Annotated in this window: 26 protein-coding genes and 1 tRNA gene; 12 read left to right on the top strand and 15 right to left on the bottom strand. The window is 68.5% G+C overall.

Going from position 1 to position 26,011, the window contains the following annotated elements; genetic code table 11:
- The 6 genes from ABW16_RS16645 to eccA all read left to right on the top strand — a co-directional run bounded on the left by ABW16_RS16645 (nucleotide 1) and on the right by eccA (nucleotide 8,697).
- Nucleotides 1-849 carry an ESX secretion-associated protein EspG gene (locus tag ABW16_RS16645; RefSeq protein WP_047320308.1) on the top strand — a complete coding sequence of 283 codons (849 nt, stop codon included), beginning with the start codon at nucleotides 1-3 and terminating at the stop codon, nucleotides 847-849.
- Between the two features lie 94 nt (nucleotides 850-943).
- A complete protein-coding gene (locus ABW16_RS16640) occupies nucleotides 944-1,960 on the top strand; it encodes a MinD/ParA family ATP-binding protein (protein WP_109519638.1) in 1,017 nt (338 codons plus the stop codon).
- 6 nt (nucleotides 1,961-1,966) lie between these two features.
- Nucleotides 1,967-3,565: a type VII secretion integral membrane protein EccD gene (gene eccD / locus ABW16_RS16635; protein ID WP_109519637.1), complete on the top strand. Its 1,599-nt coding sequence runs from the start codon at nucleotides 1,967-1,969 to the stop codon at nucleotides 3,563-3,565.
- A gap of 38 nt (nucleotides 3,566-3,603) precedes the next feature.
- Nucleotides 3,604-5,229 (top strand): type VII secretion-associated serine protease mycosin, encoded by a 1,626-nt coding sequence (mycP, locus tag ABW16_RS16630; protein WP_047320391.1) that lies wholly within the window; start codon nucleotides 3,604-3,606, stop codon nucleotides 5,227-5,229.
- Nucleotides 5,226-6,794, top strand: a complete 1,569-nt coding sequence (gene eccE / locus ABW16_RS16625) for a type VII secretion protein EccE (RefSeq protein ID WP_082134163.1) — start codon at nucleotides 5,226-5,228, stop codon at nucleotides 6,792-6,794. Before mycP ends, eccE begins: the two co-directional genes overlap by 4 nt.
- A gap of 103 nt (nucleotides 6,795-6,897) precedes the next feature.
- Nucleotides 6,898-8,697 carry a type VII secretion AAA-ATPase EccA gene (eccA, locus tag ABW16_RS16620; RefSeq protein WP_047320306.1) on the top strand — a complete coding sequence of 600 codons (1,800 nt, stop codon included), beginning with the start codon at nucleotides 6,898-6,900 and terminating at the stop codon, nucleotides 8,695-8,697.
- A gap of 12 nt (nucleotides 8,698-8,709) precedes the next feature.
- Here eccA and ABW16_RS16615 read toward each other — a convergent pair whose 3' ends face one another.
- The 7 genes from ABW16_RS16615 to ABW16_RS16585 form a co-directional block, all read right to left on the bottom strand.
- Entirely contained in the window at nucleotides 8,710-9,027 is a 318-nt protein-coding gene (locus ABW16_RS16615) for a DUF2710 family protein (RefSeq protein WP_047320305.1), read from the bottom strand.
- A 59-nt stretch (nucleotides 9,028-9,086) separates the two neighbouring features.
- Entirely contained in the window at nucleotides 9,087-10,547 is a 1,461-nt protein-coding gene (locus tag ABW16_RS16610; protein WP_047320304.1) for a DUF5631 domain-containing protein, read from the bottom strand.
- 299 nt (nucleotides 10,548-10,846) lie between these two features.
- Nucleotides 10,847-11,161, bottom strand: a complete 315-nt coding sequence (locus ABW16_RS16605) for a DUF2694 family protein (RefSeq protein ID WP_047320303.1) — start codon at nucleotides 11,159-11,161, stop codon at nucleotides 10,847-10,849.
- Nucleotides 11,158-11,475 carry a type VII secretion target gene (locus ABW16_RS16600; RefSeq protein WP_047320302.1) on the bottom strand — a complete coding sequence of 106 codons (318 nt, stop codon included), beginning with the start codon at nucleotides 11,473-11,475 and terminating at the stop codon, nucleotides 11,158-11,160. Before ABW16_RS16600 ends, ABW16_RS16605 begins: the two co-directional genes overlap by 4 nt.
- A gap of 15 nt (nucleotides 11,476-11,490) precedes the next feature.
- Nucleotides 11,491-12,819 (bottom strand): DUF4226 domain-containing protein, encoded by a 1,329-nt coding sequence (locus tag ABW16_RS16595; protein WP_052956948.1) that lies wholly within the window; start codon nucleotides 12,817-12,819, stop codon nucleotides 11,491-11,493.
- A gap of 123 nt (nucleotides 12,820-12,942) precedes the next feature.
- The gene (locus ABW16_RS16590; RefSeq protein WP_047320301.1) at nucleotides 12,943-13,776 is read right to left on the bottom strand and encodes a C40 family peptidase; all 834 of its coding nucleotides are present in this window, start codon (nucleotides 13,774-13,776) and stop codon (nucleotides 12,943-12,945) included.
- Nucleotides 13,777-13,778: 2 nt separating this feature from the next.
- Nucleotides 13,779-14,549, bottom strand: a complete 771-nt coding sequence (locus ABW16_RS16585; protein ID WP_047320300.1) for a helix-turn-helix domain-containing protein — start codon at nucleotides 14,547-14,549, stop codon at nucleotides 13,779-13,781.
- A 149-nt stretch (nucleotides 14,550-14,698) separates the two neighbouring features.
- On the opposite strand from ABW16_RS16585, the gene ABW16_RS16580 reads away from it, so the two are divergent.
- Complete coding sequence (locus ABW16_RS16580; protein ID WP_047320299.1) at nucleotides 14,699-15,115, top strand: WhiB family transcriptional regulator; 417 nt, start codon at nucleotides 14,699-14,701, stop codon at nucleotides 15,113-15,115.
- A 60-nt stretch (nucleotides 15,116-15,175) separates the two neighbouring features.
- Nucleotides 15,176-16,150 carry a pirin family protein gene (locus tag ABW16_RS16575; RefSeq protein WP_047320298.1) on the top strand — a complete coding sequence of 325 codons (975 nt, stop codon included), beginning with the start codon at nucleotides 15,176-15,178 and terminating at the stop codon, nucleotides 16,148-16,150.
- Nucleotides 16,151-16,163: 13 nt separating this feature from the next.
- Here ABW16_RS16575 and ABW16_RS16570 read toward each other — a convergent pair whose 3' ends face one another.
- From ABW16_RS16570 to ABW16_RS16545, 6 genes are read right to left on the bottom strand one after another with little or no spacing between them, the layout of a single operon-like run.
- Entirely contained in the window at nucleotides 16,164-17,234 is a 1,071-nt protein-coding gene (locus ABW16_RS16570) for an NAD(P)H-dependent amine dehydrogenase family protein (protein ID WP_082134162.1), read from the bottom strand.
- Between the two features lie 35 nt (nucleotides 17,235-17,269).
- Complete coding sequence (locus ABW16_RS16565; RefSeq protein ID WP_047320297.1) at nucleotides 17,270-18,295, bottom strand: alcohol dehydrogenase catalytic domain-containing protein; 1,026 nt, start codon at nucleotides 18,293-18,295, stop codon at nucleotides 17,270-17,272.
- A gap of 1 nt (nucleotide 18,296) precedes the next feature.
- On the bottom strand, nucleotides 18,297-19,076 hold the full coding sequence (locus ABW16_RS16560; RefSeq protein WP_200900678.1) for an SDR family NAD(P)-dependent oxidoreductase: 780 nt from the start codon (nucleotides 19,074-19,076) through the stop codon (nucleotides 18,297-18,299).
- Nucleotides 19,073-20,686, bottom strand: a complete 1,614-nt coding sequence (fadD1, locus tag ABW16_RS16555) for a fatty-acid--CoA ligase FadD1 (protein WP_047320296.1) — start codon at nucleotides 20,684-20,686, stop codon at nucleotides 19,073-19,075. The genes ABW16_RS16560 and fadD1 overlap by 4 nt, the downstream gene beginning before the upstream one ends.
- Nucleotides 20,687-20,694: 8 nt before the next feature.
- Nucleotides 20,695-21,615, bottom strand: coding sequence for an alpha/beta hydrolase (locus ABW16_RS16550; RefSeq protein WP_047320295.1), 921 nt, complete (start codon nucleotides 21,613-21,615; stop codon nucleotides 20,695-20,697).
- The gene (locus ABW16_RS16545; RefSeq protein ID WP_047320294.1) at nucleotides 21,612-22,976 is read right to left on the bottom strand and encodes a flavin-containing monooxygenase; all 1,365 of its coding nucleotides are present in this window, start codon (nucleotides 22,974-22,976) and stop codon (nucleotides 21,612-21,614) included. Before ABW16_RS16545 ends, ABW16_RS16550 begins: the two co-directional genes overlap by 4 nt.
- A 121-nt stretch (nucleotides 22,977-23,097) precedes the next feature.
- On the opposite strand from ABW16_RS16545, the gene ABW16_RS16540 reads away from it, so the two are divergent.
- Nucleotides 23,098-23,733: a TetR/AcrR family transcriptional regulator gene (locus ABW16_RS16540; protein WP_233424798.1), complete on the top strand. Its 636-nt coding sequence runs from the start codon at nucleotides 23,098-23,100 to the stop codon at nucleotides 23,731-23,733.
- Nucleotides 23,730-24,572, top strand: coding sequence for an LLM class flavin-dependent oxidoreductase (locus ABW16_RS16535; protein WP_047320292.1), 843 nt, complete (start codon nucleotides 23,730-23,732; stop codon nucleotides 24,570-24,572). Before ABW16_RS16540 ends, ABW16_RS16535 begins: the two co-directional genes overlap by 4 nt.
- Before the next feature lie 5 nt (nucleotides 24,573-24,577).
- Here ABW16_RS16535 and ABW16_RS16530 read toward each other — a convergent pair whose 3' ends face one another.
- Nucleotides 24,578-25,063: a winged helix-turn-helix transcriptional regulator gene (locus ABW16_RS16530; protein WP_047320291.1), complete on the bottom strand. Its 486-nt coding sequence runs from the start codon at nucleotides 25,061-25,063 to the stop codon at nucleotides 24,578-24,580.
- 97 nt (nucleotides 25,064-25,160) lie between these two features.
- Between ABW16_RS16530 and ABW16_RS27810 the strand changes: the two genes are divergently transcribed.
- Nucleotides 25,161-25,295, top strand: coding sequence for a hypothetical protein (locus ABW16_RS27810; RefSeq protein WP_268768043.1), 135 nt, complete (start codon nucleotides 25,161-25,163; stop codon nucleotides 25,293-25,295).
- A gap of 31 nt (nucleotides 25,296-25,326) precedes the next feature.
- A complete protein-coding gene (locus ABW16_RS16525; RefSeq protein ID WP_047320290.1) occupies nucleotides 25,327-25,752 on the top strand; it encodes a tautomerase family protein in 426 nt (141 codons plus the stop codon).
- 105 nt (nucleotides 25,753-25,857) lie between these two features.
- On the opposite strand, the gene ABW16_RS16520 is transcribed toward ABW16_RS16525, so the two are convergent.
- Nucleotides 25,858-25,940, bottom strand: a tRNA-Leu gene (locus ABW16_RS16520).
- Nucleotides 25,941-26,011 lie beyond the last annotated feature (71 nt).

The raw sequence follows: 26,011 nt of genomic DNA, 5'->3' as shown, positions 1-26,011 counted from the left end.
GTGCTGACGACGACGCTCGACGGACTGTGGGTGCTGCAGGCCGTCACCGGGATCGAAACGCTCTGCCCGGAACTGGGGCTTCGCCCGCTGCTGCCCCGTCTGGACACCGCCGAGCGGGCGCTGCGCCATCCGATCGCCCAGGAGCTGACCGAGATCGGCGTGCTCGACGGCCAGGGCGAGGTGGACCCGATGGTCCGGGAATGGCTGACGGTGATCATGCGGCGCGACATCGCGCTGATGCTGAACCTGAACTTCCCCGGCCGGCCGTACGGCGACCCCCAGCACATGACCCGGGTATCGATCAGCCGGTTCGCCTCCTGGTGGGTGGTGCTCGAACGCTATGACCAGGAGGTGCGCCTGTATCCGGCCGGACGCGCCACTGACCAGGCGGCCGCGGGCGATCTGCTCGTCGGCCAGATTGAGCGGTTGTGCGGTGTCACCGAGGCGGCCCAGCTGCGTCCGGTCACCTTGGACACCAAGGAGCTGCTCGAACGGGTCCGTGACCAGGACAGCCTGCGCCGATACCTGGCCGCGCAGCGGCTCGACATCGACCAGCAGCAGATCGTGGCGATGGCCGCCGACCCGGAGGTGTCCGGGCAGGCCAACATCGTCGCGATCCAGCCGGGTGCGGGTCCCGAGGAACTGGCTCGGATGGCGATCGGGGATACCGCGGTGCTGATCTCCGACACCCCGGCGGGCCGCGTCTGCGTGGAGAACGTCGACAACGGTGGCCGTCGCTACCAGATCGTCTCGCCCGGGAGCCGTGCCGATGTCGCCAACGCGATCCTGCGGCTCATCGCTCGTCTCCCGGCCGGCTCGGACTGGCATTCACACCGACGGGTTGTATGACAGTGAATTCACATCTTCACCATTACCGTGCATTACCGTCCACCGTCAGAAACGTTGCAAACGTGGAATCAGCAGCCGTGTTAACATCACGCACGTGACGAGCCCATGGAATAGCCAGAATATGCCTGACGAAGGCTCATCCGGGCGGTGGGATCCGGCATCCGGTCACCGCTACCGGGATTCCGTATCGGACTCGATGCGCATTTCCGACCTGGCGACACCACGCAAGATTCCGCCCGGTTCGGGCTGGCGCAAACTGGTCTATGTCTTGTCGGCGAAAGTTATTAATCCCGGCGAATCTCCGCGTGAACGTCATTACCGTGATTTGCGTAATAGAATTCGTCGGCACATCCGGCGCCAGTACGTGATCACGTTGGTGTCCGGAAAAGGCGGCACCGGTGTGACGACGCTGACTGCCGCTATCGGCAGCGTGTTCCGGGAATGCCGGCCGGAAAATGTGATCGCGATTGACGCTGTTCCGGGCTTCGGGACGCTGTCCGATCGCATCGACGAGCACCCGCCCGGTGACTACTCGGCCGTTCTGAGCGACACCGACGTGCAGGGATATTCCGATATCCGCGAACACCTCGGGCAAAATGCCGTCGGCCTGGATGTCCTGGCCGGCAACCGCACATCGGATCAGCTCCGGCCGCTCGTCCCGGCAATGTTCAGCGGGGTGTTGTCGCGGCTGCGGCGAACCCACAACGTGATCCTGGTCGACACCGCGGCAGACCTGGAGCACCCCGTGATGAAACCGGTGTTGGAGAACACCGACACGCTGGTCTTCGTCTCCGGGATCACCGCGGACCAGTCCCGGCCGGTGTTGCGCGCGGTGGACTACCTCGCCTCGCAGGGCTACCACGAGCTGGTGTCGCGGTCCACGGTGATCCTCAACCACTCCGCGCCGGGCGAGGACAGCGCCGCGGTGGCCTATCTGACCGAACGGTTCAGCAAAACCGGCGCCACGGTGGAAGTCATGCCCTATGACGCCCACCTGGCAAAGGGCGGAATCATCGACGTCCACAACGAGGTGAAGAAGAAGACCCGGCTGCGGCTATTTGAAATAACCGCCGGTCTGGCCGACAAGTTCGTGCCCGACACCGAAAGGTAAAGCGCGGTGACTTCCCCCACACCAGCCAAAGTCGCGTTTCCGGCACGCTGTGCGGTGAGTCTCGCGTACGACAAACATCTCGTGTCCCAGGTCTTCCCGGCCGGAATTCCGGTGGAAGAATTCTTCGAGGGAATGGTCGAGCTGCTCGACGAGGATCTGCGGCACCACGGTTTCGACGGGGTAGCGCTGCCGGCGGGCAGTTACGAACTGCATAAAGTCAATGGGGTACGGCTGGACATCACTCGCAGCCTCGACGACCTGGGCGTCCAGGACGGAGACACCCTGGTTCTGGTCCCGGCGGTGGGCGGCGACTCATTCGAACCGCAGTACGAATCGCTGTCCAGCGCTCTGGCCGCAACGGCCCGCCGACTCGGCACCCAACCCGAGATCAAGTGCCAGGAGTGTGGGCACAAAGCCGACGAGCAGACCGTGACCCGCCTGCTCAATTCCCAAGTCGATCGGATGTTCGCCCCGGTCACCGCGTTGACCGCCGCGCACACCGCGATCGGTCTGATGGCCATGGCCGTGGTCGTGATGTCGGCGCTGGCGGTTCGCGCCCGGATGTTCAGCGACAGTTGGCCGCCCGCGGCCGTCCTGGCCGGCCTCGGCGGACTGCTGGCGCTCGGCGCCATGGTGATCCGGCGGAACTGGCCCGCACGCGACGACTTGTTCAGCGGATTCGGTTGGCTGGCGGTTCTCGCACTGTCCTGCGCCGCGTTGTGCGCGGCACCCGGGGCCCTGGGCGCGCCCCACCTGCTGATCGGGGTGACGGTCCTGGCGTTGGGCGCGATCGGTCTGAGCGTGCTGCTGCGGTCGCAGACCGCGGTTACCACCGCGATCGTCACCGCCGCCGGAATCGGCGGGGTGGTGGCCGCAGCGCGGATGTGGCATCCGGTATCGCCGCAGGTCATCGGTATCTGCATGCTGTTGGGCCTGCTGATTCTGTTGCGTATGTCGCCGACGATCGCACTGTGGGTAGCGCGGGTGCGGCCGCCGTACTTCGGTTCGATCACCGGGCGGGACCTGTTCGCCCGCCGCGCCAATATGCCGATCGACACGGTCTCTCCGGTCAGTCCGGAAGACGGCGAGGACGACGAGGACGACCTGGTCGACATCTCCGCACGCGGTGCCGCGATCGCGGCCTCCGCCCGGTTGATCAACGCGGTGCAGGTCGGGATGTGCGTCGCGATCGCGACGGCGCTGCCGATCGCGGTCTGGATGGTGTTGGAGCCGGGCGGGGCCCGGCCACGGGGCGCGGTGGTGCTGTGCGGTCTGGTGGCGGGCCTGTTCATCACCCAGGGCCGCGGTTTCGCCGGCCGTGTCCAAGCGATCGCGCTGGTGGGCGGGGCGTGCGCGGCCGTGCTCACCGGGATCGTCAAGTATGCGCTGGCGAACCCGGGTGACACCGCCGGCGGGTTCTTGTGGCCGGCCGCAGCCATTGCGGTGTTCGCCGGACTCGGGGTGGCCGCCGGTCTGCTGGTCCCCGAAACCAAGTTCGTGCCCTGGATCCGGCTGGCCGTCGAATGGCTCGAAGTTCTGGCGTTCATTGTGGTGGGAGTGCTTGGCGCTTGGCTGGGAGGACTGTTCGTGTGGGTCCGCAACTGAGTCGCCTGCGCGCCCGCGGATCCGCGGTCGCCGCGGTGATGCTGTTGGTGAGTCTGTCGAGCGGGCCCCCGACGGCGCAGGCGATCGAGCCGCCGTCCGTCGATCCGGCCCTGGTGCCGGCCGACGGGGCACCCGGCCCGGACCAGCCGATGCGCCGCTCGAACTCCTGCAGTGTGCCGATCACGGTCAGCAACCCAGACGTGGCCCAGCTGGCACCCGGATTCGACATGCTGGGGATCGCCGCGGCATGGCAGTACTCCACCGGCAACGGTGTCCCGGTAGCCGTCATCGACACCGGCGTCACACCGAACCCGCGGCTACCGGCGATCGCCGGCGGCGACTACATCATGGGCGGCGCTGAGGGTCTGGGCGGTCTGCAGGACTGCGACGCGCACGGCACCATCGCCGCGTCGATCATCGCCGCGGCCCCGCTCGGCATACTGCCGATGCCCCGCCCGATGCCGGAGGTTCCCGCGTTCCCGCCGCCGGCCGGTCCGCCGCCGAGCATCGGCGCGCCGTTGCCGCCGGCTGATATCCCCGGCCCGCCGGCACCGCCGCCGATCCCGGCTCCGGTGACCATCACCCAGGTGGCGCCGCCCCCGCCTCCGCCGCCTCCCCCGCCGGAGGAGGGTGCCGTGGCGCCGGCCTCGGGGCCGGCTGATCCGCAGACCGAGGACGAGCCGGCCGTTCCTCCGCCCCCGCCCGGCGCCCCCGACGGTGTCGTCGGGGTGGCGCCGCACGCCACCGTCATCTCGATCCGCCAATCATCCCGGGCATTCGAGCCGGTCAACCCGCAACGGTTCGGCTACGACGACGAGCGCGTGAAGGCCGGCACGCTGGCCACCCTGGCCAAGGCCGTCGTCCACGCCGCCGACATGGGCGCCAAGGTCATCAACATCTCGGTGACCTCCTGTGTTCAGGTGGCGGCCGGACTGGACCAACAGGTGCTGGGAGCGGCCCTGTGGTACGCGGCGACGGTCAAGGACGCGGTGATCGTGGCGGCCGCCGGCAATGTCGGCGAGGCGGGCTGCGCCGACAACCCGATGTTCGACCCGCTGAACCCGAGCGACCCGCGGGACTGGCACCAGGTCAAGGTGATCTCAAGCCCGTCGTGGTTCTCCGACTACGTCTTGTCCGTCGGCGGCGTGGACGCCACCGGCGCGCCGATCGACAAAAGCATGGCCGGACCCTGGGTGGGAGTGGCCGCGCCGGCCACCCACGTGATGGGTCTGTCTCCCCAGGGCGGTGTCCCGGTCAACGCCTACCCGCCGGTCCGGGTCGGCGAGAAGAACATGCCGTTCTGGGGCACCAGCTTCTCCGCCGCCTACGTCAGCGGCGTAGCTGCCCTGGTCCGGGCGAAATACCCCCAGCTCACCGCGCATCAGGTCATCAACCGGATCATGCAGACCGCACACAATCCGCCTGCCGGAGTGGACAACCGGGTGGGCTACGGATTGGTCGACCCGGTGGCGGCGCTGACGTTCAACGTGCCGGCGGGCGACCCGCTGGCACCGGGGTCGCAGCAGCGGGTGATCACCCCGCCGCCACCGCCACCGCCGCCGGACCATCGAGCCCGCACCGTCGCCCTGGGATTCCTCGGCGTGATCGCCGCGACCGTCCTGGCCGCCGCGATCACCGCGCGGATCCGGAGGGCCACCAAGTGAGCCAGAACCGGGTCCGGCTGACCGGGTTCACGCCGTCGAGCAACCGGCGGTTGCTCTCCGCGGCGACGATCGCGCTGTCCGGTCTGGCGGGATGGGCGCTGGGCGGGCTGATCGGCGTCACGGTGGCCGTCCTGCTGGCGGTGCTGGTGGTGCTGGTGCCGTGGTGGGGCCAGCCGGCCTGGTCGTGGGCACTGCTGTGGTTGCGGCGCCCCTCGAAGGCGGCGAGAGCCGCCTGGAGCGAGCCGATCACGGTGGCCAACAACCGCGCCGGCGGCGGTGTTCGCATCCAGGACGGTGTGGCGGTGGTGGCGGTCCACCTGTTGGGCCGGGCGCATGCCGCCACCGTGGCCACCGGGTCGGTGAACGTGGAGACCGACAACGTCGTGGACGTCGCCGACCTGGTGCCGATGCTGCGGCACGCGCTCGGGCTGGTACTGGAGTCGATGAGCGTGATCAGCATCGGAGCGCGCCGCGCCACCACCGGCGACTATCCGCGGGTCTACGACACCGAGATCGGCACCCCGCCCTACGCCGGCCAACGGGAAACCTGGCTGCTGCTGAGATTGCGGGTCATCGACAACACCGCGGCGCTGCGCTGGCGCACCACGCTGGGCGCCACCGCGGTCGGCGTCGCGCAACGGATCGCGGGCCTGCTGCGCTGTGAGGGCCTGCGGGCCCGGGTGGCCACCGCCAGCGACCTGGTGGAACTGGACCGGCGCCTCGGCGGTGGTTCCCTGCTGCCAGGCGCCGAGCGCTGGAAGACGCTGCGCACCGAGGGCGGCTGGGTGACGACCTACGCCTATCCGGCCCGCCAGATCAGTGCCCAACTGCTGGCTCAGGCGTGGACTCTGCCGGTCGATGAGGTGATCCAGAACGTCACGGTGTTTCCAGACGGGACGTGTACGGCCACCGTCACGCTGCAGACACCGCAGCCCGCCCCCACTCCCCCGGCGGTGGTGCTACGCCGGCTCAACGGGGAGCAGGCCGCGGCGGTCGAGGCCAATATGTGCGCACCCCGACCGCAGCTGCGCGGTCTGCGGCCGGGCCGGCTGCCGGCCAGCCTGCCCATCGAGATCGGACCGTCGGGCGTCCTGATCGGCAAGCTGGCCAACGGCGACCGGCTGATGGTGCCGCTGACCGACTCGGGCGAGTTGAGCCGCGTGTTCATCGCCGCCGAGGACCTGATCGCCAAGCGCATCGTCATCCGGGCGGCCGGCGCCGGGGAACGGGTCTGTGTGCACACCCGCGACAAGGCCCGCTGGGCCAGCGTCCGAATGCCCGAGGTGACCGTGGTCGGCGAGTCGAGGCCGACCCCGCGCACCACCGTGAGCGTGGTGGACGGGCCGATCGCGCCGTCACCGCGGCCGGCCACCGTCATCACGGTGGCGCCGCCGGGGACACCGCCCCCGCCCCCGGACGCCGTCGAGGTGAGTATCGAGCAGATCGACCGGACCGCGGTACGGGTTGCGGCCGGCGGCAAATCGTGGCTGGCTACGGTGGAGTTGTTCCGGGCGGAAAACCGGTACTGCAGCCCGGAGGCGCTGGCCCCGATGTCATCGCGATGACACCGCACCGCATCGGTCGTCAGCGAAGAGAACCTGGACGCGCGACAGAGGACGACAGACATTGAGTGACTTGCTGGCGGCCCGTCGACACTTCGACCGGGCCATGGTGAGCATGGACGGGCGCTACGGCTCCCCCGAAGCGTTGGCCGACTTCGTCGCGGCAACCGAGGCCGATCCCTCGATGGCCGATGCCTGGCTGGGCCGCATCGCCTGCGGTGAAACCGAGCTGGACACCCTCAAGCGTCTGTATGCCAACAGCGACTGGCTGCACAAGGAGACCACCCGACTGGGCCGGCACCTGGCCGCCCAGATTCCGCTCGGACCGTACCTGTCGATCACGGTGACCGACGCCTCGCACGTGGGTTTGGCGCTGGCGTCGGCGCTCACCGTGGCCGGTGAATACGAGCGTGCCGACGCCCTGCTGGCCGACAAATCCCTGCTGGACAGTTGGATCAACCATCAGTGGCACCAGCTCGGCCGCGCCTACCTGATGTTCGTCACGCAGCGGTGGCCGGACCTGCTGACCATAGCGGCCGAGGAACTGCCCGAGCGGGCGATCGTCATGCCGGCGGTCACCGCGTCGGTGTGCGCCCTGGCCGGCTATGCGGCCGCACATCTGGGCCAGGGCCGGGTGGCGCTGGACTGGCTGGACCGCGTCGACATCAGCGGGCAGACCCGCTCCTCGGAGCGATTCCCGGCCGGTGTGCTGACCGCGTCGATCAACCCCAGCGAGATCCCCTTGCTGGCTGCGGATCTCGCCTACCTGCGTGGCATGGTGCACCGCCAGCTCGGCGAGGAGGACAAGGCCCAGGTCTGGTTGTCCAAGGCGGCTATCAACGGTGTGCTGACCGAACCGGCCAAGGCCGCGCTGGCCGAACCGAACCTGCGCCTGGTGGTTACCGAGGAACAGATCATCGACAGCCGCAGCGACCGCTGGGACGCCGGCTCGGCGAAGAGCCGCGCGGAACTCGATGAGGACAACGCGCTGGACCGCCGTGCTGAGCTGCTGGAGCAGGGTCGCGCCGAGCTGGAGAAGCAGGTCGGCCTCGCGGAGGTCAAACGCGCGGTCAAGGCCTTGGAGGACCAGCTCGAAATCCGTGCCATGCGGCTCGAACACGGCCTGCCCGTGGAGGGCCAGACCAACCACATGCTGCTGGTGGGCCCGCCCGGCACCGGCAAAACCACCACGGCCGAGGCGCTGGGCAAGATTTACGCCGGCATGGGGATCGTGCGCAACCCGGAGATCATCGAGGTGCGCCGCTCCGACTTCTGCGGCGAGCACATCGGATCGTCTGGGCCCAAGACCAACGAGCTCATCGAAAAGGCTTTGGGTGGAATTCTTTTCATGGACGAGTTCTATTCGCTGGTGGAGCGCCACCAGGACGGGACGCCGGACATGATCGGCATGGAGGCCGTCAACCAGCTGCTGATCGCGCTGGAGAAGCATCGCTTCGACTTCTGTTTCATCGCGGCCGGCTACGAAGACCAGGTCGACGAATTTCTGACCGTAAACCCCGGTCTGGCCAGCCGGTTCAACCGCAAGATCCGGTTCGAGTCGTACTCGCCCGAGGAGATCGTCGAGATCGGTGAGCGTTACGGATCCAGTCGCGCGACCGAACTGAATGCCGAAGCACGCCAACGGTTCCTGGAGATGGTGACCACTATCCGTGGCTACGTCAGCCCGCGCGGAGAGCACGGCATCAACGTCATGCACAACGGCCGGTTCGCCCGCAACGTGATCGAGGAGGCCGAACTGGCCCGCGATACGCGGGTGGCCGCCCAAAAGCGTGCCGGGCAGCCGGTGACGATCGACGACCTGAAGACCATCACCGCCGCCGACATCGACTCGGCTGTGCGCGCCGTGTGCGACACCAAACGCGAGATGGCCGCCCTGAACTGGTAGACCGGGCCGCTGTCAGACCGGGCTGGCGCCGTACCGCGCCTCGAAATCGGCCTGGGCTTCCTCACGCAGTGCGGTGAAGACGAGATTGAGCCGATCCGCCAGTTCGCTGTGGGTGTAATCGCTGACCACACACGGGTGCAGCGTCAGCTCGAGCAGCCGGCCGTCGGAGTTGGCCACGGCACGGATGTCGCCGAGATCGACGCTGTAGGTGGTGTTCTCGGCCTCGGCGACCAGCGCTTCCCATTTCTCGGCCGCCTCACGCAGATCCCGCAAAACGGACTCAACGAGGTCCTTGTCGCTGAGTTCCGCGCGGCTCTCCGCCCCCGACATTGGCTAAGTATGTCCAGCCGGTATGAACAGCGTCAATTCATCGACACCCGTTAAGTCTGCTAATCCCACTGGCTGGCGGGCGGTGCGCTGAGCGTCCGAAACCAGCTGTAGTGGTAGTTGGCCGAGACCATGTCGCCGGTCGCGATGCCTTCGGTGGCGGCCAACAGCATGCAGTTCAGCACCAAGGCGGTGTCGGACTCGGGATACTGCGCCAACAGCTGGTAACGCATGGTGTCCAGATGCACACGCAGTAAGTCGATTTCGGCGTCGACCACCCCGGTACCGGCGGCGCCCGCCTTCACCAGGGTGTTGGCCATCCGCGGCAGTCCTTCCCGCCAGTGGGTGGTCTCGCTGAGCCGCCAGCCGAGATCGTCGATGGGCGCCAGCTCGCGGGGCTGGACCGAGGTCTCGGTCACCGCGAAGTCACTCGCCCAGCCGAGCCGGTCGCCGGGACTGTAGGTAGCCGACTCCGTCGGGTCGCCCAGCATCTCGGTGGCGGTTCCGTTCCGGCGGCCCGGCTCCAGCAGCTGCACCCCCTCCGGCAGCTCGATCCCGGACGGGATCCATCCGTTGGCGATATCGGTCACCAATCGGGTGGTGCCATCGGCAAAGATGCCGATCGCCCAGCGCAGCCCGGGTTCCTGACGGGCCACGAAGGCCAGCAGACGCTGGAGTCGCCGTTCGTCGGATTCGGCGACCGTCGGCGCGACGGGAAGCGGCGGGACGGGTTCGGGCTGGGCCGCCGCGGGAGGTTCCGGGGCTGCGGGGGCCGGTTCGGCGGGCAGGAGGACGACCGGTTCGGCAGGCGGGAGGACGATTGGCTCGGCCGGCGGGACGACGACCGGTTCTGCGGGGCGCTCCGGTTCCAGCACCTCCGGGATCGCGGGGACATCGACGACCTCCGGTGCCGGCGCCGGCACGGGAGCCGGCGGCGGCACGGCGGCCGGAGGCGCAGCCACCGGTGGCGGATCGAGTGGCGCCACCTCAGGCGCAGCGGCGGTGACGGTTTCCGGTAGCCGATGACGAGCTCGCTGGGCAGGTACCTCGGAGGGCTGCTCGGGCGGATCGGCCGGGCGAGGCGCGGCGACGGGTTCGGCCGGGACCTCGGCGGTCGGGAACACCGGAGCCGGGGCCGCGCTGAGGCTGATGTACTCCCTGCCGAACTCCAGGGCCTCCTTGTGGAGTTGGCGCACCGTCGACTCCACCCGGAGGACGGCGAAAGCCCTGGCAACGTTGATGACCCGGGTCTCCGCAGCCTGACGCGACGGACCGGCCAGGTCTGATCGACTGATGGCGTGCAGCTTCTCGTTTGCCGAATGCGCGATTCGTTGCAGATCAGCGTTGAGATAGTCGGCAAGCGGGGCCGTCTCGGGGGTGATCGTCGCCAGCTCGGCGGGCCACAGGCCGCCGAGCACCCAGGAACTACAGTCGACCGGAGCGCTGAACGCCGGGATCGTCAGCGATTCCCGGGCCGCGTTCCGGAGACGCTGGCGCGCCGACCGCCGACCGAAGAGTGCCACCGCGCAAGCGTACCGTTGCCGTCCCGGCGCTCTCGTCCGAATTCGCCCTCACCGGGCTGCGCCGCCCACGGTATTCGGCGACCGTCCACAGCCACTGTGCGCGGTGAATTGTCAGCCCTTGGGCCGGTCGGTAGCGTGCAGATCGTGGCTGATGTCGGGTCCCCGGGGACGGGGTGTGCAGCGCAGTTGAGCGAGGTACTCGCCTTGCTGGAGCGGGCCCGAAAGCTGTTTGGCGACATGGTGGTTGATCCTCCGCCAGACATCGCGCCCGATGCTGACGCCGCTGGAAGATGGGTGCTTTAGCGGCCGGGGTTCGCCCGGGGGTGCAGTTGGTGGGCCAGAAGCCGCTCAGTAGCGACCCGCAGATCGTCAGCGGTGGGCACCGCAGCCGACGGTGCGTGCCCGGTCGTGACGATCTCACCTCGGATCTCTAACGCCGCCTTGAGAAATGAGACATCCGCGGTCAGGACGATGGCCTCTGCCAGCCGGTGCGCGTCCGTGTCCATCACCGCCTCGGTCAGCACCACACTGTGCAGATAGCCGCCGCGACAAGACCGGAACAGCACATCGCCACTCGGGTGGAGCGTGTCGAATGCCGGGTTCGGCTCAGTCATCGGCGCCCGTCGGTGAGGTGCCCGAAGGCGCTGGCGGCATCGTCTTCATTCTTGTTCCACATTGCCACCGCGCGGTGCAGATTTTCTGACACTGTCGAATGTTCGCTGGACTGGTCGTCGTAGCAGTCCTTGCGTGCGTCCAGCAACGAACCCGCCGCCTGGCGAAAGTCGCCGTAGATCGGGCCGAGCGAGTTCAGGGTCGCCTGGATTCCCTCGTGTGAGGCCGCAACGGTGGACAGGTAGTCCGACGTCTCTTGATGGTTCCCGGCCGCGTTGGTCAGAACGTCCTGATTGACGTGGATCTTCTCGGGCATGTCCCACCTTCCTGGCTAATCGACGATGCCGGTTGGAGCCGGCTTTTTCAAGCTCATGAGGCTGCCGAGCGCCGCCGCCGGGCGGGTGGCGACCGGCGCGGGCTCCTGCGCCGAGGCCGGTGCGGGCTCCTGTGCCAAGGCCGGCGGATGCTGCCAGCCCAGGAACCCGGGACCGCGCAGGTTCTCGACAAGATGCAGCTGCCCGTCGAGTAGCGCCTTGCCGCCGCCGACAGCAAGGGCATGGCGGTCGGTGAACACGCCGATGTCGCCCGGCCGCAGGCTGGTCACGTCGACCGCCGCCACCACAGGGGTTCCGGGCGGCGGGACGTGGATGCCCTGGCTCCGGAACGCCTCCACCACGGGCTGTCCGTCGGCGACGGCCTGCATCGCCGCGCCCAGTTGCGGATTGGCCACAGTCGTGGTTTCGCCGTCGGGCAGCCGCACAGTGACCAGACCCTGCTCCCCCGGTTCCTGCGCCGGCGTATCGCCGTCAGCTCCATCGGCATCCGCACCATCGGGCGCGTCGGCCGTAGCCGCTTCCTCGGGCCGGTAATCGTCTTCCGCGGGCAAGTCGTCACCGCCCGCACCCGGCGTCAGCCCGGTCCATGGAAGTCCGGCGGGCATGGCAGCCGGCATCGCTCCGAAGCCCGGCCCGTCGGCACCCAGGCCCGGGAACATCGGCGTCGCCAACTGCGGCAGCCCCTGCGGCACCTCCGTGTCATCCGCGGCATCCGCGGCAGGCTCGTCATCAACCAGTACGTCCGGGTAGGAGTCGGGATCCGGGCCCAGCGAGGGCTGGCCCTCCTCGGCGGGCGGCGGGTCGCGGCGATCCGATTGCGCAGCGGCATACAGCCCCGTCAAAGCATTGGCGAGCGCCTGCTTGGAGGTGTCATCGTCGTTGGTCTCTTCGACCACCTTGATGATCTGCCCCAGTTTGCCGATCAAGAACCGCTGGAATTCGCGCGCACCCGCGGCGGTGTCCAGGTCCCAGGCCCCTGCGGCGCCGGCAATCTCTGCCTCGAGTTCGTCGAGGCGTCGTCGGCCTTCCAGCGTCGTCTTGTGCGCGTGGCGCAGCGCTTCGATGATCTGCCGGTCGAAGCCCGCGGCACTCGACAGTTGCTGCGCCAGAGCCGTTTCGGCCAGCTTCATCGCTTGCGCCGCCCGGCCCTGCTGTTGATCACCGGGCACCGGATAAACCGAGCGCAGGCGGGTCAGCACGCTGTCGTAGCCCGACGGCGGCAACGGCAGGGTCAGTGCCGCCTGGGCTAGACGAGTCGCCTCACCCGCACCGCCGGCCCTTTCGATGCGGCCGATCGCATCCAGCACGTCGTCGCGGGTTGTCATCTCCTCAGCCCAACATCGCTGCGCCGGGCCGACGCTCGGGAGCTGACCGCTTCATGGCCGGTGACTGTACCGGCGCCCACCGAGGCCGACAATTCACCCGAGCACCCGCTGGGGACAGCCCGGTCACGGCACCGGACGCCGGATCGCCACATGCGCGCCCAGGGGGCTGATCTGCACGGTTGCACCCGCGTGCGGGGCTTCGATCACCCGGTTCCCGCCGATTGCCAGCTGAACATGACCGGTGCTGGGGAACACCAGGTCGCCGGGTCGAATCTGGGAGCGTGCCACCGGGATTCCTTCGTAGATCTGGGTGTAGGTGGTACGCGACAGGGGCACGCCGGCTTGGTGGTACGCCCACTGGGTCAGCCCCGAGCAGTCGAACCGGTCGGGCCCGGTCGCGCCCCACACATAGGGTCGGCCGAGCCGTGACAGGGCGGCACGCACGGCCATCCCGGCGCGAGTGTTGGGCAACCGCAACCGATCCAGCCCGGTCATCCGGCGCCGCGCCGTCCGGTAACGCAGCCGCCGCAATCCCGCACGGTGGGCCCGCGCCCGGTGGTGCGCCGATGCCACGTGCGCATGTTGGGCGCGCAGTCGGGCTGCCCGCCGGCGCATTGCCTCCCGGTGCGCCAAAGGCGTATCCGGGGAAACTGCCGAGTCGGCGCGGGCAGCGCAGACGACGCCGTCGGTCTGCTGGCGGGCTCGGGCGTGGTCGGCGACCACGGCGGCCAGCGTTGTTGTGGCGAGCGCATCGGTACGTGCGTTGGCCAGCAACAGATCCCGCTGCGCGAGCACCGCCGCCCGGTACCGGTCATGCCCCGCGCCGGTGTCGGTGTTGGCGTTGCGCTCCAACAGCTCGACGTAACGGTCGAGCCCGGGCTCCAGTGACACGGGTCGTGGATGACCCGCGAACAGCTCATTGGCGCGCGTCAGTAGCTCCAACTCACCGTTGCTCACTGTTATCCCCCTTCGTCGCCACCATCTGTTGCGTCCATGGATCCGTCGGCGAATGCCCGAACTCGGGCCAGCGCTCCGGGCGGAATCACACCTCGGTTGCGGATGTCCCACATCTCCTCTGGCCCGACGCCGATCAACGCCGCGATCACCGGTTCGGGCAGCGGCGACTGCGCGCAGGCCCGATCGAAGCGGGCGGTCAGACTGCCGGGCATCCGCTGCAGCAGGTCGATACGGGTGGCCTCGAGGGCCTGCAGGTGCGCCATCAGCCGGGCGGCGTGATCGGCGCCCGCGTTGACCGCCACCCGCCAGGAGCTGGCGGCGAGCATCTCCGCCTTCACGCACTGCGTGATCACGGAAAGAATATACGTCTCGTATTCGTCTGATGCTTCCGACGGCAGTCTCGCGATCACCGAACGCAGCGCATCGAGCTGCGCCTCGGCGTATCCCTCCAGCACTTCGGTGTCACTGTGGCGGTCGACGACGATGGCTCCCGCGGGACGCGCAGCCGAAGTCTGCGGCCCGGCCGCGGAGATCAACGAAGCCAGTTCGGCGTCGGGATCGTCGGCCACCAGGAGCCGAGAATAGGTGCCCGGCGGCAGACCGAGCCCGTTCTCAACCTTCTGAACTGTGCCTTTATGGGGCTTCCGGGCGCCGCGCTCGAGGTAGCTCAGTCCCATGATGCTGACCCCGGTGGCTGCGGCGAGGTCGGCCAGCGACCAGTCGCGCGCCTCGCGCAGTGCCCGAATGGCCGCGCCCGCCGCTTCGCGGCTCATTGTTGCGCCCCGGCCATGGACGGATAGTACACAGCCTGACCCTTCACTACTTACATATATGTTTTTATCAACTTCTGTTGCGTTCGTCGTATCCGATCGTATACGTTTCTATCTACGTTATCCGATCTGTTCTCGAGGAGGTCCTTCCGATGGCACCCCCCTGCTCCGCAAATCCCGAACTGTGGTTCGGCTACCCCGACGCCGACGGAGCCGACGGGGCCGCCAAGGCCCGGGCCTACGAACAGTCCTCGACCGAGGCGCGGTTGCAGTGCCTACGACGCTGCCCGCTCGCGCAGCAGCGCCGATGCGCAGCGCTCGCCGTGGAACGGGGTGAGGAGTACGGCGTGTGGGCCGGCGTGAAGCTCCCCGGCGGCCAGTACCGCAAGCGGGCCGAACTCGCCCGGGCCCACGCGCTGCTGCGCGCGATCGCCGCCGGCGAGATCAACACCCGCGAGCTGCCCGACAATCAGGCGTTGCTGACCAACCACGAGCGCGAACAGCTGCCGGTGACAGCGACGGTTTTTCACCTGCCCGCCGGGCGGATCGGTCCTCGGTCAGCGGCCTGACCCCGGCATGAGTCGGTAGGATCGACCGTAGCGGCACGGCGCACGGCGCGGAGGTGACAGTTGAGCAACCTGGAAGCCACCTCGAATGAATTCGCTTGCGCAGCAACGCCAACTGATCACATCGAAGTACTGCACGCCCGCGACGTTCCGCTGGGCGGAGCACGCGCCATCCGGGTCCGCCGCACCTTGCCGCAGCGGAACCGCTCGCTGATCGGCGCCTGGTGCTTCGTCGACCATTACGGACCGCAGGATGTCGCCGACGGCGGCATGGATGTGCCCCCGCACCCGCACACCGGGCTACAGACGGCGAGCTGGCTGTTCAGCGGGCGCGTCGAGCACCGCGACAGCGGCGGCGTGCACGCGGTGGTGAACCCCGGCGAGCTGAACCTGATGACCGCCGGGGCGGGCATCTGCCACTCCGAGGTCTCGATTGATCCGGAGTCGGCTCCGGTGCTGCGCGGCGTACAGCTGTGGGTGGCCTTGCCCGATAGCGCCCGCCACACCGCGCGTGACTTCAACCATTTTGCGCCCGAGCCTGTTTCGCTGTCCGGCGCATCGGCGCTGGTCTTCCTCGGCGAGCTGGCCGGATACCGCTCCCCCGTCCCGTCGTTCACTCCCCTGCTGGGGGCCCAGCTCGACCTGGAGCCGCGCACCGAACTGGCACTCGACGTCGATCCCGCATTCGAGCACGGTGTGCTCTGCGACCAGGGTGCGGTCAGCCTGGGCGGCACGGGCCTGGGCGTCGGCGAGCTCGGCTATCAAGGCCCCGGTCGCACGGTGCTGCCACTGCGCAACACCGGCGACTCCCCCGCCCGGGCCCTGGTGCTGGGCGGGGTGCCGTTCGGTGAGGAGTTGGTGCTGTGGTGGAACTTCATCGGCCGCAGCCACGACGAGATCGTCGAGTTCCGGCGCCGCTGGCAGGACGGTGACGAGCAGTTCGGCCAGGTCATCGGCTATCGGGGCCGCCTGGAACGGCTACCGGCCCCGCCGATGCCGCCGCTGCGGCTGCGGCCGCGGCGGCCCCGCACCGAGTAGGGATCCCGCTCGCTCAGCGGATGGTGCCCGCTCCCGGGATCAGCGGCAGATCCAGCGCCGTGACCCAGCCCGGCGGGAGATCATTGACCGCTGGGACGGCGTTGAGCGCGCGCATCCCGGTGGCCAGGCAACCGGCAGTGGCCGCGTCACGGCCCGAACCATCGGTGAAGTGGAACGCCGTCTCCTGCGAAATACTGGGCGTCCCTTCGATATCGACGCGGTAGACGTCATCCTGGGTGCCCGAAGGCCAGTCCGGTGCGGCGTCGCGGCCGATCCGGTTCACGTGCTCGAGCTGGATGCGGGTTTCGCCCCGGTAGATACCGTTGATGGTGAACCGCACCGCCGCGACCTGGCCGGGGGCGATCACCCCCTTGGCGGTGGTGCGTTCGTTGGGAGTCACCCAGGTGTCCCAGGTGGTGGTGATCTCATCGAGCTCGATCCCGGCGGCGTGCGCGATCATCGGAACTGTTCCGCCCCAGGCGAAGATCAACACCTCGGGGATCTTGAGCACGGGCTGGAAGTCGGGGTCGCGGCCGATCCCCATCTCGTTCTCGTAGTCGCCGGTGTAGTTGGTGTAGTCCAGCAGCTCGGAGGCACGCACCTTGCGCACCTCGGCGCAGACCCCCATCAGCGTCATCGGGAACAGGTCGTTGGCGAAACCGGGGTCGATACCGGTGGTGAAGCACGACGCTCCGCCGTCCTCGCAGGCTTGGGTGATGGGCTTGAGCAGATCCGGCGGATTGAGCTTGAGCCCGGGCCACACCCACGGCGTCATCGCGGTGGAGCAGACGTCGATGCCGGCACGTAGGAAGCGCGACATCAGCGCGATGTTGTCGGCTGCGTGCGCGGCGGTCGGGCCGTAGTGCACCAACGCGTCGGGCGCCAAGGCGATCAGGGCGTCTACGTCGTCGGTGGCGGTGACGCCGACGGGCGGGATCCCGCAGATCTCACCGGCGTCGCGGCCCACCTTGGCCGGGTCGCTGACGCCCACGCCGACCAGTTCGAACAGCGGGTGTTTGACGATCTCGGGGATGACCAGCTTGCCGACGAACCCGGTGCCCCACACCACAATCCGTTTTGCCACCTGAGATCCTCTCGTCGTGCGGAACCTTTTGGAGATTACGGCGTGAGCAATACCTTCACCACGTCTCCGGACCGGGCCGCCACCGCACGATAGGCGTCGGCCGCGTCGTCCAAGGCCATCTCGGTGGTGAAGATGCCGTCCACCGACAGCCGCCCGGATTGCAGCAGCGGCACCAGCTGGGGCCACGTCTGTTGCACGGGCGCGGTGGTCATCCGTAGGGTGACGCTGCGCAGCAGCGCCGGCAACGCCGGGAACGGGAACGGTTGCAGGTCATGCACGCCGACCACCGACACCGTTCCACCGGCCCGTATCGCGGTCAGCGCGTCGGACATCGTGGTGTCCGAGCCGACCGCGTCGATCACCGCATCCACACCGCGCCCATCGCTGAGCTCCATGGCCGCGGCCGTGGTCGGCGGCTCCGCCGGGGTCACACCCATCAGGGCAGCCCGTTCCCGACGTGCACGCACCGGATCGACGCCGAGAACCGTTGCCGCGCCGAGGAACAGCGCACTGCGTGCCGCACACAGGCCAACCGCGCCCAACCCGATCACCGCTACCGTGCCGCCGACCGGGATGTCGGCGCGCAGCGCCGCAGCCCATCCGGTGGCGAGGTTGTCGGTGAGCAACAGAGCTTCGGCGTCAACGATCCCCTCGGGAATGCGGGCCAGCTGAAAGTCGGCGCCCGGCACGGCAAGCAGCTCCGACTGTGCGCCGCCCAGCAGGCCCGATCCGAAGATCTGCGGGCCCGAATGGCACCGGATCGGGTCGAGGGTGCCGCACCCGGCGCAGTGTCCACAGCCCGCGACCGAGGACACCATCACCCGGTCGCCCACCCGCACCGAGTGCACCTGCGAGCCGACCTCGACCACGGTGCCGATGGCCTCGTGACCCAGCGGAACGGGGTCGGCGATCGGGTAGTCGCCTTCGTAGAAGTGCAGATCGGAGCCGCAGATCGCGGTCGCGGTCACCTCGACGACGGCGCCGTCGGCCCCGGGCAACTCGGGGTCCGGACGGGTGTCGACCCGGATCGATCCGGGCCCATCGATTACGACACTGCGCATGTCACGATCCTTCAGCTAGTGCTTGAACCTTGCCGAGCACGTCGGGGTAGCGCTTGAGGTGCGCGCCGCCGTTGACGTCGAAGGTGGATCCGGTGATCCAGCCGGCGCGTTCCGAGGTCAGGAACTCCACGGTCTGCGCGATGTCGTCGGGGATGCCGGAGCGCCCGAGCGGGGTGTTTTCGATGTACTCGTCGGTGAGCCCGGGCACCATCGCCAGGCCGGCGACCAGGGGAGTGTCGACCAGGCCGGGAGAGACCGCGTTGACCCGGATACCGCGGGCGCCCAGCTCCAACGCAGCCACCTGGACCAGCATCAGCACCCCGGCCTTGGCGCTGCAGTATGCGGCCATCGTGGTGCCGGGCTGACGCCCGTTGAGGGAGGAGATCGCGACCACGCTGCCGCCGTCTTCGAGGGTGCGGGCCGCATGTTTGATCACCAGCATGGTGCCGGTGAGGCAGACGTCGATCGTGGTCTGCCAGCCGGACAGCTCGATGTCGGCGATGGGCCCGATGATCGACAGGCCGGCGCAACTGACGACCGTGCGGAGCGGCCCGGCTTCGCGGGCGACGGCGAATGCCGCTGCGACACTGGCCTCGTCGGTCACATCGGCGACGACAGCGGTGGCCGCATCGCCCAGCTCGGCGGCCCGGGCCCGTGCGGCTTCCTCGTTGATGTCGGCGATCACCACGTGATCACCGCGCGCGACCAGGGCGTGCGCGGAGGCCAACCCGATCCCGGAAGCGCCGCCCACGATCAGGGCCACGGGTTTCTGAGCCGTCATCGTCGCGCTCCCATCGTCGTGGTGTTTCGGTAGGTGCGCTCGCGTTCGGGACGCACCCACAGCGTGTCGCCACCGACGTCGGTGCCGTCGGCCGCCAGCACGCGTTTGAGGATCTTGTTGGTGGCCGTCGAGGGCAGCTCCGCGGTGACCCGGACATAACGCGGCCAGGCCTTGGGGGAGAGGTCCTCTTGCGCGGCAAGGAAATCGGCGAACTCGGCCTCGGTCAGCTGCGCGTCGTCGCGCAGCACCAGCGCGGCCATCACCTGGTCGCCGACATTACCGTCGTCCGGCACGGCGTACACCGCGGCCTGGTTGATGTCGGGGTGGCGCATCAGGATCCGCTCGATCGGCGCCGCCGCCAGGTTCTCGCCGTCGACCCGCATCCAGTCGGCGGTACGCCCGGCCAGATAGATCCAGCCGTCGGCATCGGCGTAGGCGAGATCACCCGACCAGTACATGCCGTCGCGCATCCGCTCGGCGGTGGCGTGGGCGTTGTTGTAGTAGCCCGAGAAGAATCCCGACCCGGCGGTGTTGACCAGTTCGCCGATCGCCTCGTCGGCGTTGGTCAGCACACCGTGCTCGTCGAAGACCGCCGGCGGGCACTCGGCGTTCGTGTCGCTGTTGTAGATGGCGACGCCCGGGAATCCGCGTCCCACCGAGCCGGGCGGGGTGCCCTCATCGCGGGTGATGGTGACGGCGTTCTCGGTGGAGCCGAAGGCGTCGACCACGTGTACACCGAACCGGCGGGCGAACTCGCCGATGTCGCGTTCGGAGGCCTCGTTGCCGAAGGCGACCCGGAGCGGATTGTCGGCATCATCGGGCTGCTCGGGATGTGCCAGCAGGTAGGCGAACGGCTTACCGACGTAGTTCATATAGGTGCCACCGTAGGCGCGGATGTCGGCCAAGAACCGCGAAGCCGAGAACTTCGCCGGCGCCATGGCCGCACCGGCGGCCACCGCGGGGCCGAAGCCGGCTGCGATCGCATTCGAATGGAACAGCGGCATGGACAGGTAGACGACGTCGTCGGCACCCAACGCGAATCGCTCGGTGAGGCTCTGCCCGGCGACCAGCACCATGAAGTGGCTCACCAGAACCGCTTTCGGGTCACCACTGGTGCCGGAGGTGAAAATCAGCATGAACGGGTCCAGCGGGGCGACCTGCCGGTGCGGTTGCAGTTCCCGGGCACCGGCGCACTCCGCGGCCCAAGCCGGGTCATCGACGTCGATGATCGTGACGGCGGGCAGGTCCAGTCCCTGCAATAGTGCGCGGTGCTCGGCGTCGACGAGCAGGATCTGCACGTCGGCGGTGCGCAGGTCCCCGGCGAGCGCCGAGCCGCGGCGGGTGTCGTTGACCCCGCAGAGGACGTACCCGCCCAGCCCGGCGGCGGCGAGCGCGGTCAGCATCGCGGGGGTGTTGCCCAGCAGGGCGCCGACGTGTATCGGCCGGCTGGCGTCGGCGCGGGCGATCACCGCGGCGCCGTGACGGGCCGCGCGGTCGAGGTATTCCTGCCAGGTCCAGCGTGTCTGCCGACCGTCGGCGTCGTTGTAGAGCACCGCCAAACCGGTGTGCCCGGCGCGTTCGGCGAGCAGTTGTTGCATGGTCTCCGCCATCAGACCTCCTAACCCGTGACCGTAGCGGTCGCGTCGGCCAGGTGCCGGGTCAAAAAGGCGATCTGGTGCTCGGCGACGTGATCGAACCAGTCGCCACCGGCGAAGACGTCGAAGTGGTCGCAGGGGTAGTGCCGTACTTCGGCGCGGGCGGCGAACGCCGCTTTGGCGGCAGCCTGCGGGGGAGCGCCACGGTCGAAATCGGCTATCTGCACCAGGATCGGGCAGGCGATGGACTCGGCGTGCTTGGCCGCCGGCCGATAGGAGCCGAGCTGGACACCGACCTGGGCGTCGATCTCGTTGCGCCAGGTCGGACCGGCCATCGCGGTGTAGGCCGCGTGGTAGCCGTCGGCGGTCAGGGTGGCCAGCTCCCCGGGGCGGCCCACCAGGGGAATGGTCGCGGGCGGGCCTCCGAAGCGTTGGGCCAGCGCGCTGCGCCAACCCGTGGCCGTCGACCGCAGCATCGCTGCCGGGCGATGGTGCGGGAGCGCCGCGACCGCGGCGGCGGGACCGCTGACCAGTGGGGTCAGCGCGATGGCGGCGGCGACGCCGGGCGTGGTGGCGGCCACCTCGAAGACATGCCCGCCGCCCAGCGAGACTCCCCACACCACTGTGCGGCGAGGATCGACACCGGGCTGCTCGGCCGCTGTGGCACAGGCCGCGCGGAAGTCGTCGATCTGTTCTTGCATCGAAATCCGTTGGCGCGGTTGTGCTTCTGATGCACCGAAATACCGGTAGTCGAAGGCGAAGGCGGCGAAGCCGGCTGCGCTGAGTCGTTCGGCGAACGGGATGAGGCCGGAGTCGACGGTGCCGCCGAGGCCGTGTCCGAGCACCACGACCGGCGCGCCGTTGTCGTCATCACCATGCGCGGCGGGGAAGAACTGTCCGACACAGGTGGCGCCGCCACTGCCGAATCGAATGGTCGCGCTCATGCGGATGCCTCCATCTCGCGCACACCGGCCCATCCGGGCGCACCGAGGTCGGCGGCGCGTCGGCTGCCGCGCGGGATCTCGGCGGTGCGCATGTCGTGTTCGTAGAGGAAGTAGTCGAGTTGCTGGGTGTGGCGCGGGGTGTCGAGCATGTGGCCGGTGTACTTGCGCTTGTCGGCGTCGATCACCCGGCGCATCTCGGCGACCGACGGCAGCCGGTAGCGACCGGCCGCGTAGGCGCCGATCAGGCGGGCCTGCGACTCGACGAACGGGAACAGCGTCGGGGTGGCTTGGGCGAAGCCGGCGAACACCAAGTCGTCGATGCCCGGATAGAACATCCGCTTGTACAGGTCAATCCGATTGTCCGGCGCGCTGATGAACTCCGGGTCGAAGAACGGGAAGGTGATGTTGTAGCCGGTGGCATAAATGATGACGTCGAACTGGCCGCTGGTGCCGTCGGTGAAATGGACGGTCTCCCCGTCGAACCGGCTGATGTTGGGCTTGGGGATGACGTCGCCGGACCCGAGTCGCAGCGGCAGTTCCACCGATTGGGTCGGGTGCGCCTCGAAGAACTTGTGGTTGGGGGTGGGCAGCCCGAGATCCTCCGGACGTCCGGCGATGATCGGCTGCGCCCACTGAGCGACCTTGCGCTGCCAGGAGAACGGCAGATACGGGCTGGTGCGGAAGTACTTGTCGGCGGGCTTGCCGGCCAGATACTTCGGCACGATCCACGCGCCCGAGCGGGTGGACAGGGTCAGCTCGTTGTCCAGGGCCTTCGACGACAGCTCGACGGCGATGTCGGCGGCACTGTTGCCCAGGCCGACGACCAGAATCCGCTTGCCGCTGAAGTCCAGCGGCGTCTTGGGGTCGATGTAGTGGTGGGCATGCAACGTCTGGCCGCTGAATTCGCCCGGGAAGTCCGGCAGGCGCGGGTCCCAGTGGTGTCCGTTGGCGACCACCAGCAGGTCGAACCGGCGGCGCCCGCCGCCAGTCAGTTCCAGCTCCCAGCCGCCGCCGGGAAGCCGCTGCGCGTGGGCGACCTCGGTGCCGAACTCGATGTGGCGTTTGAGGTCGAACGCCGCCGCATAGGACTCCAGGTACTCCTTGACCAGCGTGTGGTGCAGGAAGTCGGGGTAGTGGTCCGGCATGGGGAAGTCGCGGAACGACAGCTGGTGCTTGGAGGTGTCGATGTGCAACGAGCGGTAGGCGCTGGAATGTCCGTTCGGGTTGCCGAAGGCCCAGTTGCCGCCGATCCGGTCGGAGGACTCGAAGCAGGTGTAGTCGATCGCGTAGTCGTTCAACATCTTTCCGGCGGTCAGGCCGCTGATGCCGGCACCGATGATCGCGGTGCGAGGTGAGGGCATGGGGAACCTCCGGGATCTGGGGTAGACAGGTTTGCAGAAGTGTCTACGTGACGCGTGGCAATAGTACACACATCGGCGAATGTGTCTACTCCTTGTTAGGCTTGCCGACCAGGAGGTGGCCGTGAACGCAGCGTCAGCGTCGCCCACGTCCCCGTCGACAACCGACCGGCTTCTCGATGCGACTGAGAAACTGTTGGCCGACAAGGGGATTCGGGCGACGACGATGATCGACGTCGCCCAGGCAGCCGGGGTGTCCCGGGCCTGGCTGTACCGGAACTTCCCGGACAAGCCCACGCTGGTCGGCGCTGCGATCATCCGGCTCATCGAGACCAGCTGGGCGCAGACCCGCGCCGAGCTGTCGACGCTCACCGGCTTCGAGGACCAACTGGTGGCCGGCGTCCAGATCGGCCGCCGCGCCTACGACGACCCCGGAACACTGCTGATGCGGCTGCGCACGGCGGAGCCCGAGGAGTTCACCGCCTGCGCCGGCGCGGGGGTCCGCGGCCTGGTGCCCGACCTCGCGGCGTTCTGGTTGCCGTTCGTGGAAGCCGCCGCCGAAAGCGGAGACATCCATCCCGACACCGACCTGCCCGAGGCCAGCGAATGGGTCGCGCGGGTGATGATCAGTCTCGGAAGTGTGCCGGGAAACCACATGGACCCCGACGACCCGGCGGCCGTGCGGCGGCATCTGTGTCGGTACGTGCTGCCGGGGCTGCGACAGGCGCCGACGACTGCGACACCGAAGGGCAAGCGATGACGGAATGGTTCTTGTACCTCCCGCAAACGAGAATCGGCCTCGCCGACCTGGTGTCGCGGGTCCGCGCGGCAGAGGCCTCCGGTTTCGACGGCGTGGCATTCCTCGATCACCTGGACACCCCGATGGACCCCACTTCGCCGCTGTGGGAGGCGATGACCGTGGCCACCTGGGTGGCCGCCCACACCGAACGGATCAAGGTCGGCCACGTGGTGCTGTGCGACGGGTTCCGGCATCCGGCGGTGCTGGCCAAACAGGCGACCACCCTGGCCGAAGCATCTGGTGGACGCTTCGAATTGGGGCTCGGCTCCGGCTCGATGCCCGACGAATTGGTCAAGTACGGCATCACCACCGCCGGCCCGCGGCAGCGCGTCGATGCGCTGGGGGACACGCTGGCGCAGCTGCGTGAATATTGGAGCACCGAGGGGGAGCGGGCGCAGACTCCGGTGCCGAGCCAGCCGATCCCGCTGGTGCTCGGCGGCGTCGGCCCCCGCATGCTGGAGCTGGTTCGCCGCTACGCCGATTGGTGGAACCTTCCGGCGACGCACGTCCATCAGTTACCCGAGTTGTTGCCGTCGATCGGGTCGGCCCGCGCCTCGGTCCAGCAGATGGTCGGTTTCGCCCGCCGCGACCAAGACGTGGCGGCGGTCTCGGAGACGGCGCAACGCCGGTTCGGCCGGCTGGGGTCGGGCCTGGTGTGCGGTGATGCCACAGCGCTGGTCGACCATTTCGGTCGGCTGGAAAGCCAGGGGGCACAACGGTTCTACGTCTGGTTTGCTGATTTCGCGCCACCGGAGTCGATTGCCGAGTTCGCCGAGACCGTGATCCGGGCGGGTGGCTGAGTTCGTCAGCTTGATCGGCGCGGTGCGTTCCAACGGATCTCGATGTCGTCGGAGTCAGTCATCGGTCCGTCCAGATCGTCGGTGACGCGTACGCCCACCCGGCGCTGGGTGGTGGCGTCGACGAAGCTCAGCGGCGGCGCCCCGTCCTGGAGGTACTTGTCGCCCCACTGCATCAGGGACAGAAAGACCGGCAACAGGTCTTCGCCGGCGGGGGTCAGCCGATACTCGTCGCGGACCCGCTGCCCGGATTCCTGGTAGGGCACCCGGCGGATGATGCCGGCGGACTCGAGTTGCTTGAGCGCCCGGGAGACCGCCGGCGCGGAGGCGCCCAGGCGCGCGGTGAAGTCCTCGAAGCGCCTGGTGCCGTAGAAGCATTCGCGCACCACCAGGAATGCCGTCTTGGTGCTGAGCACATCGAGCAGCCTGGCCGCCGAACACGCATCGCCGGCCGACCACTGTGTGCGGTCCCGTAACCGGGGCTCGAACTCCATGTCGGCCAGCTTATGTGACTAACACTTGCGTTAGCCAGCTAGGCGTGCTTCGCTCTTACTAACGAAGCCATTAGTCAGGGGCGGAGAGGGTGGGGCCATGGCAACGCAGCACACGCAGGTGGTCGGCGTGCACGCCGGCGCCCTGGAAGTGCTGGCCGACGACGTGTCTGTCGGCGTCAAGGCCGCGCTGTCCGGCCCGGTCGAGAACCTGTCGTTTGCTCTGTCGCACTGAACGCCCGCCAACCAAGGACCACTGAACTGCCATGCCATTGTGGACAATTCACCACACCCCGGGGATCTTCGATGCCGAGGAGAAGCGCGCGCTGGCGTCGCGAATCACCGACCACTACGAGAGTGCCGGGCTGCCGCGCTTCTATGTGGTGACCGTCTTCCGCGAAACCGCGCCGGAGGACTTCTATGTCGGTGGTGACCCGACCCCGGTCGGGGTTCGCGTCGTCATCGACCACATCGCCCGTCACGCCGTCGACAAAGAGGGTCGCCGGCGGATCACCGAATGGATCAACCGGATCCTTACCCCAACGCTCGACCAGCACCCCGGCTTGCACTGGGAATTCCACGTCGACGAGACCAGCGAAGAACTGTGGATGATCAATGGGCTGGTTCCGCCGCCGGGCGGCTCGGACGCCGAGAAGCGGTGGGCCCGGGAGAACGTCGTGTCGGCGTACTGAGCGACTTGTCGCTGGGAGGCGGGCACCAGGCACATCGGTCCGGGCGGCCAGCACCCCTATAAACAGAAAACCCCGGCCCTGTCGGCCGGGGTTTTCCGCACACTGTGGGCGAAGGGGGACTTGAACCCCCACGTCCCGAAGGACACTGGCACCTGAAGCCAGCGCGTCTGCCATTCCGCCACTCGCCCGAGCAACCGGGGGAGCCTATCACGGGTCCCCTTACCCCTAAAAAATCGGCTCCGCCCCCGCCACCCAGCCC

The sequence above is a fragment of the Mycolicibacter heraklionensis genome (assembly GCF_001021505.1).
GTDB classification, from domain to species: domain Bacteria; phylum Actinomycetota; class Actinomycetes; order Mycobacteriales; family Mycobacteriaceae; genus Mycobacterium; species Mycobacterium heraklionense.
The sequence above is the reverse complement of the archived record's forward strand: the minus strand, read 5'-3'. Positions and strand labels throughout refer to the sequence as shown.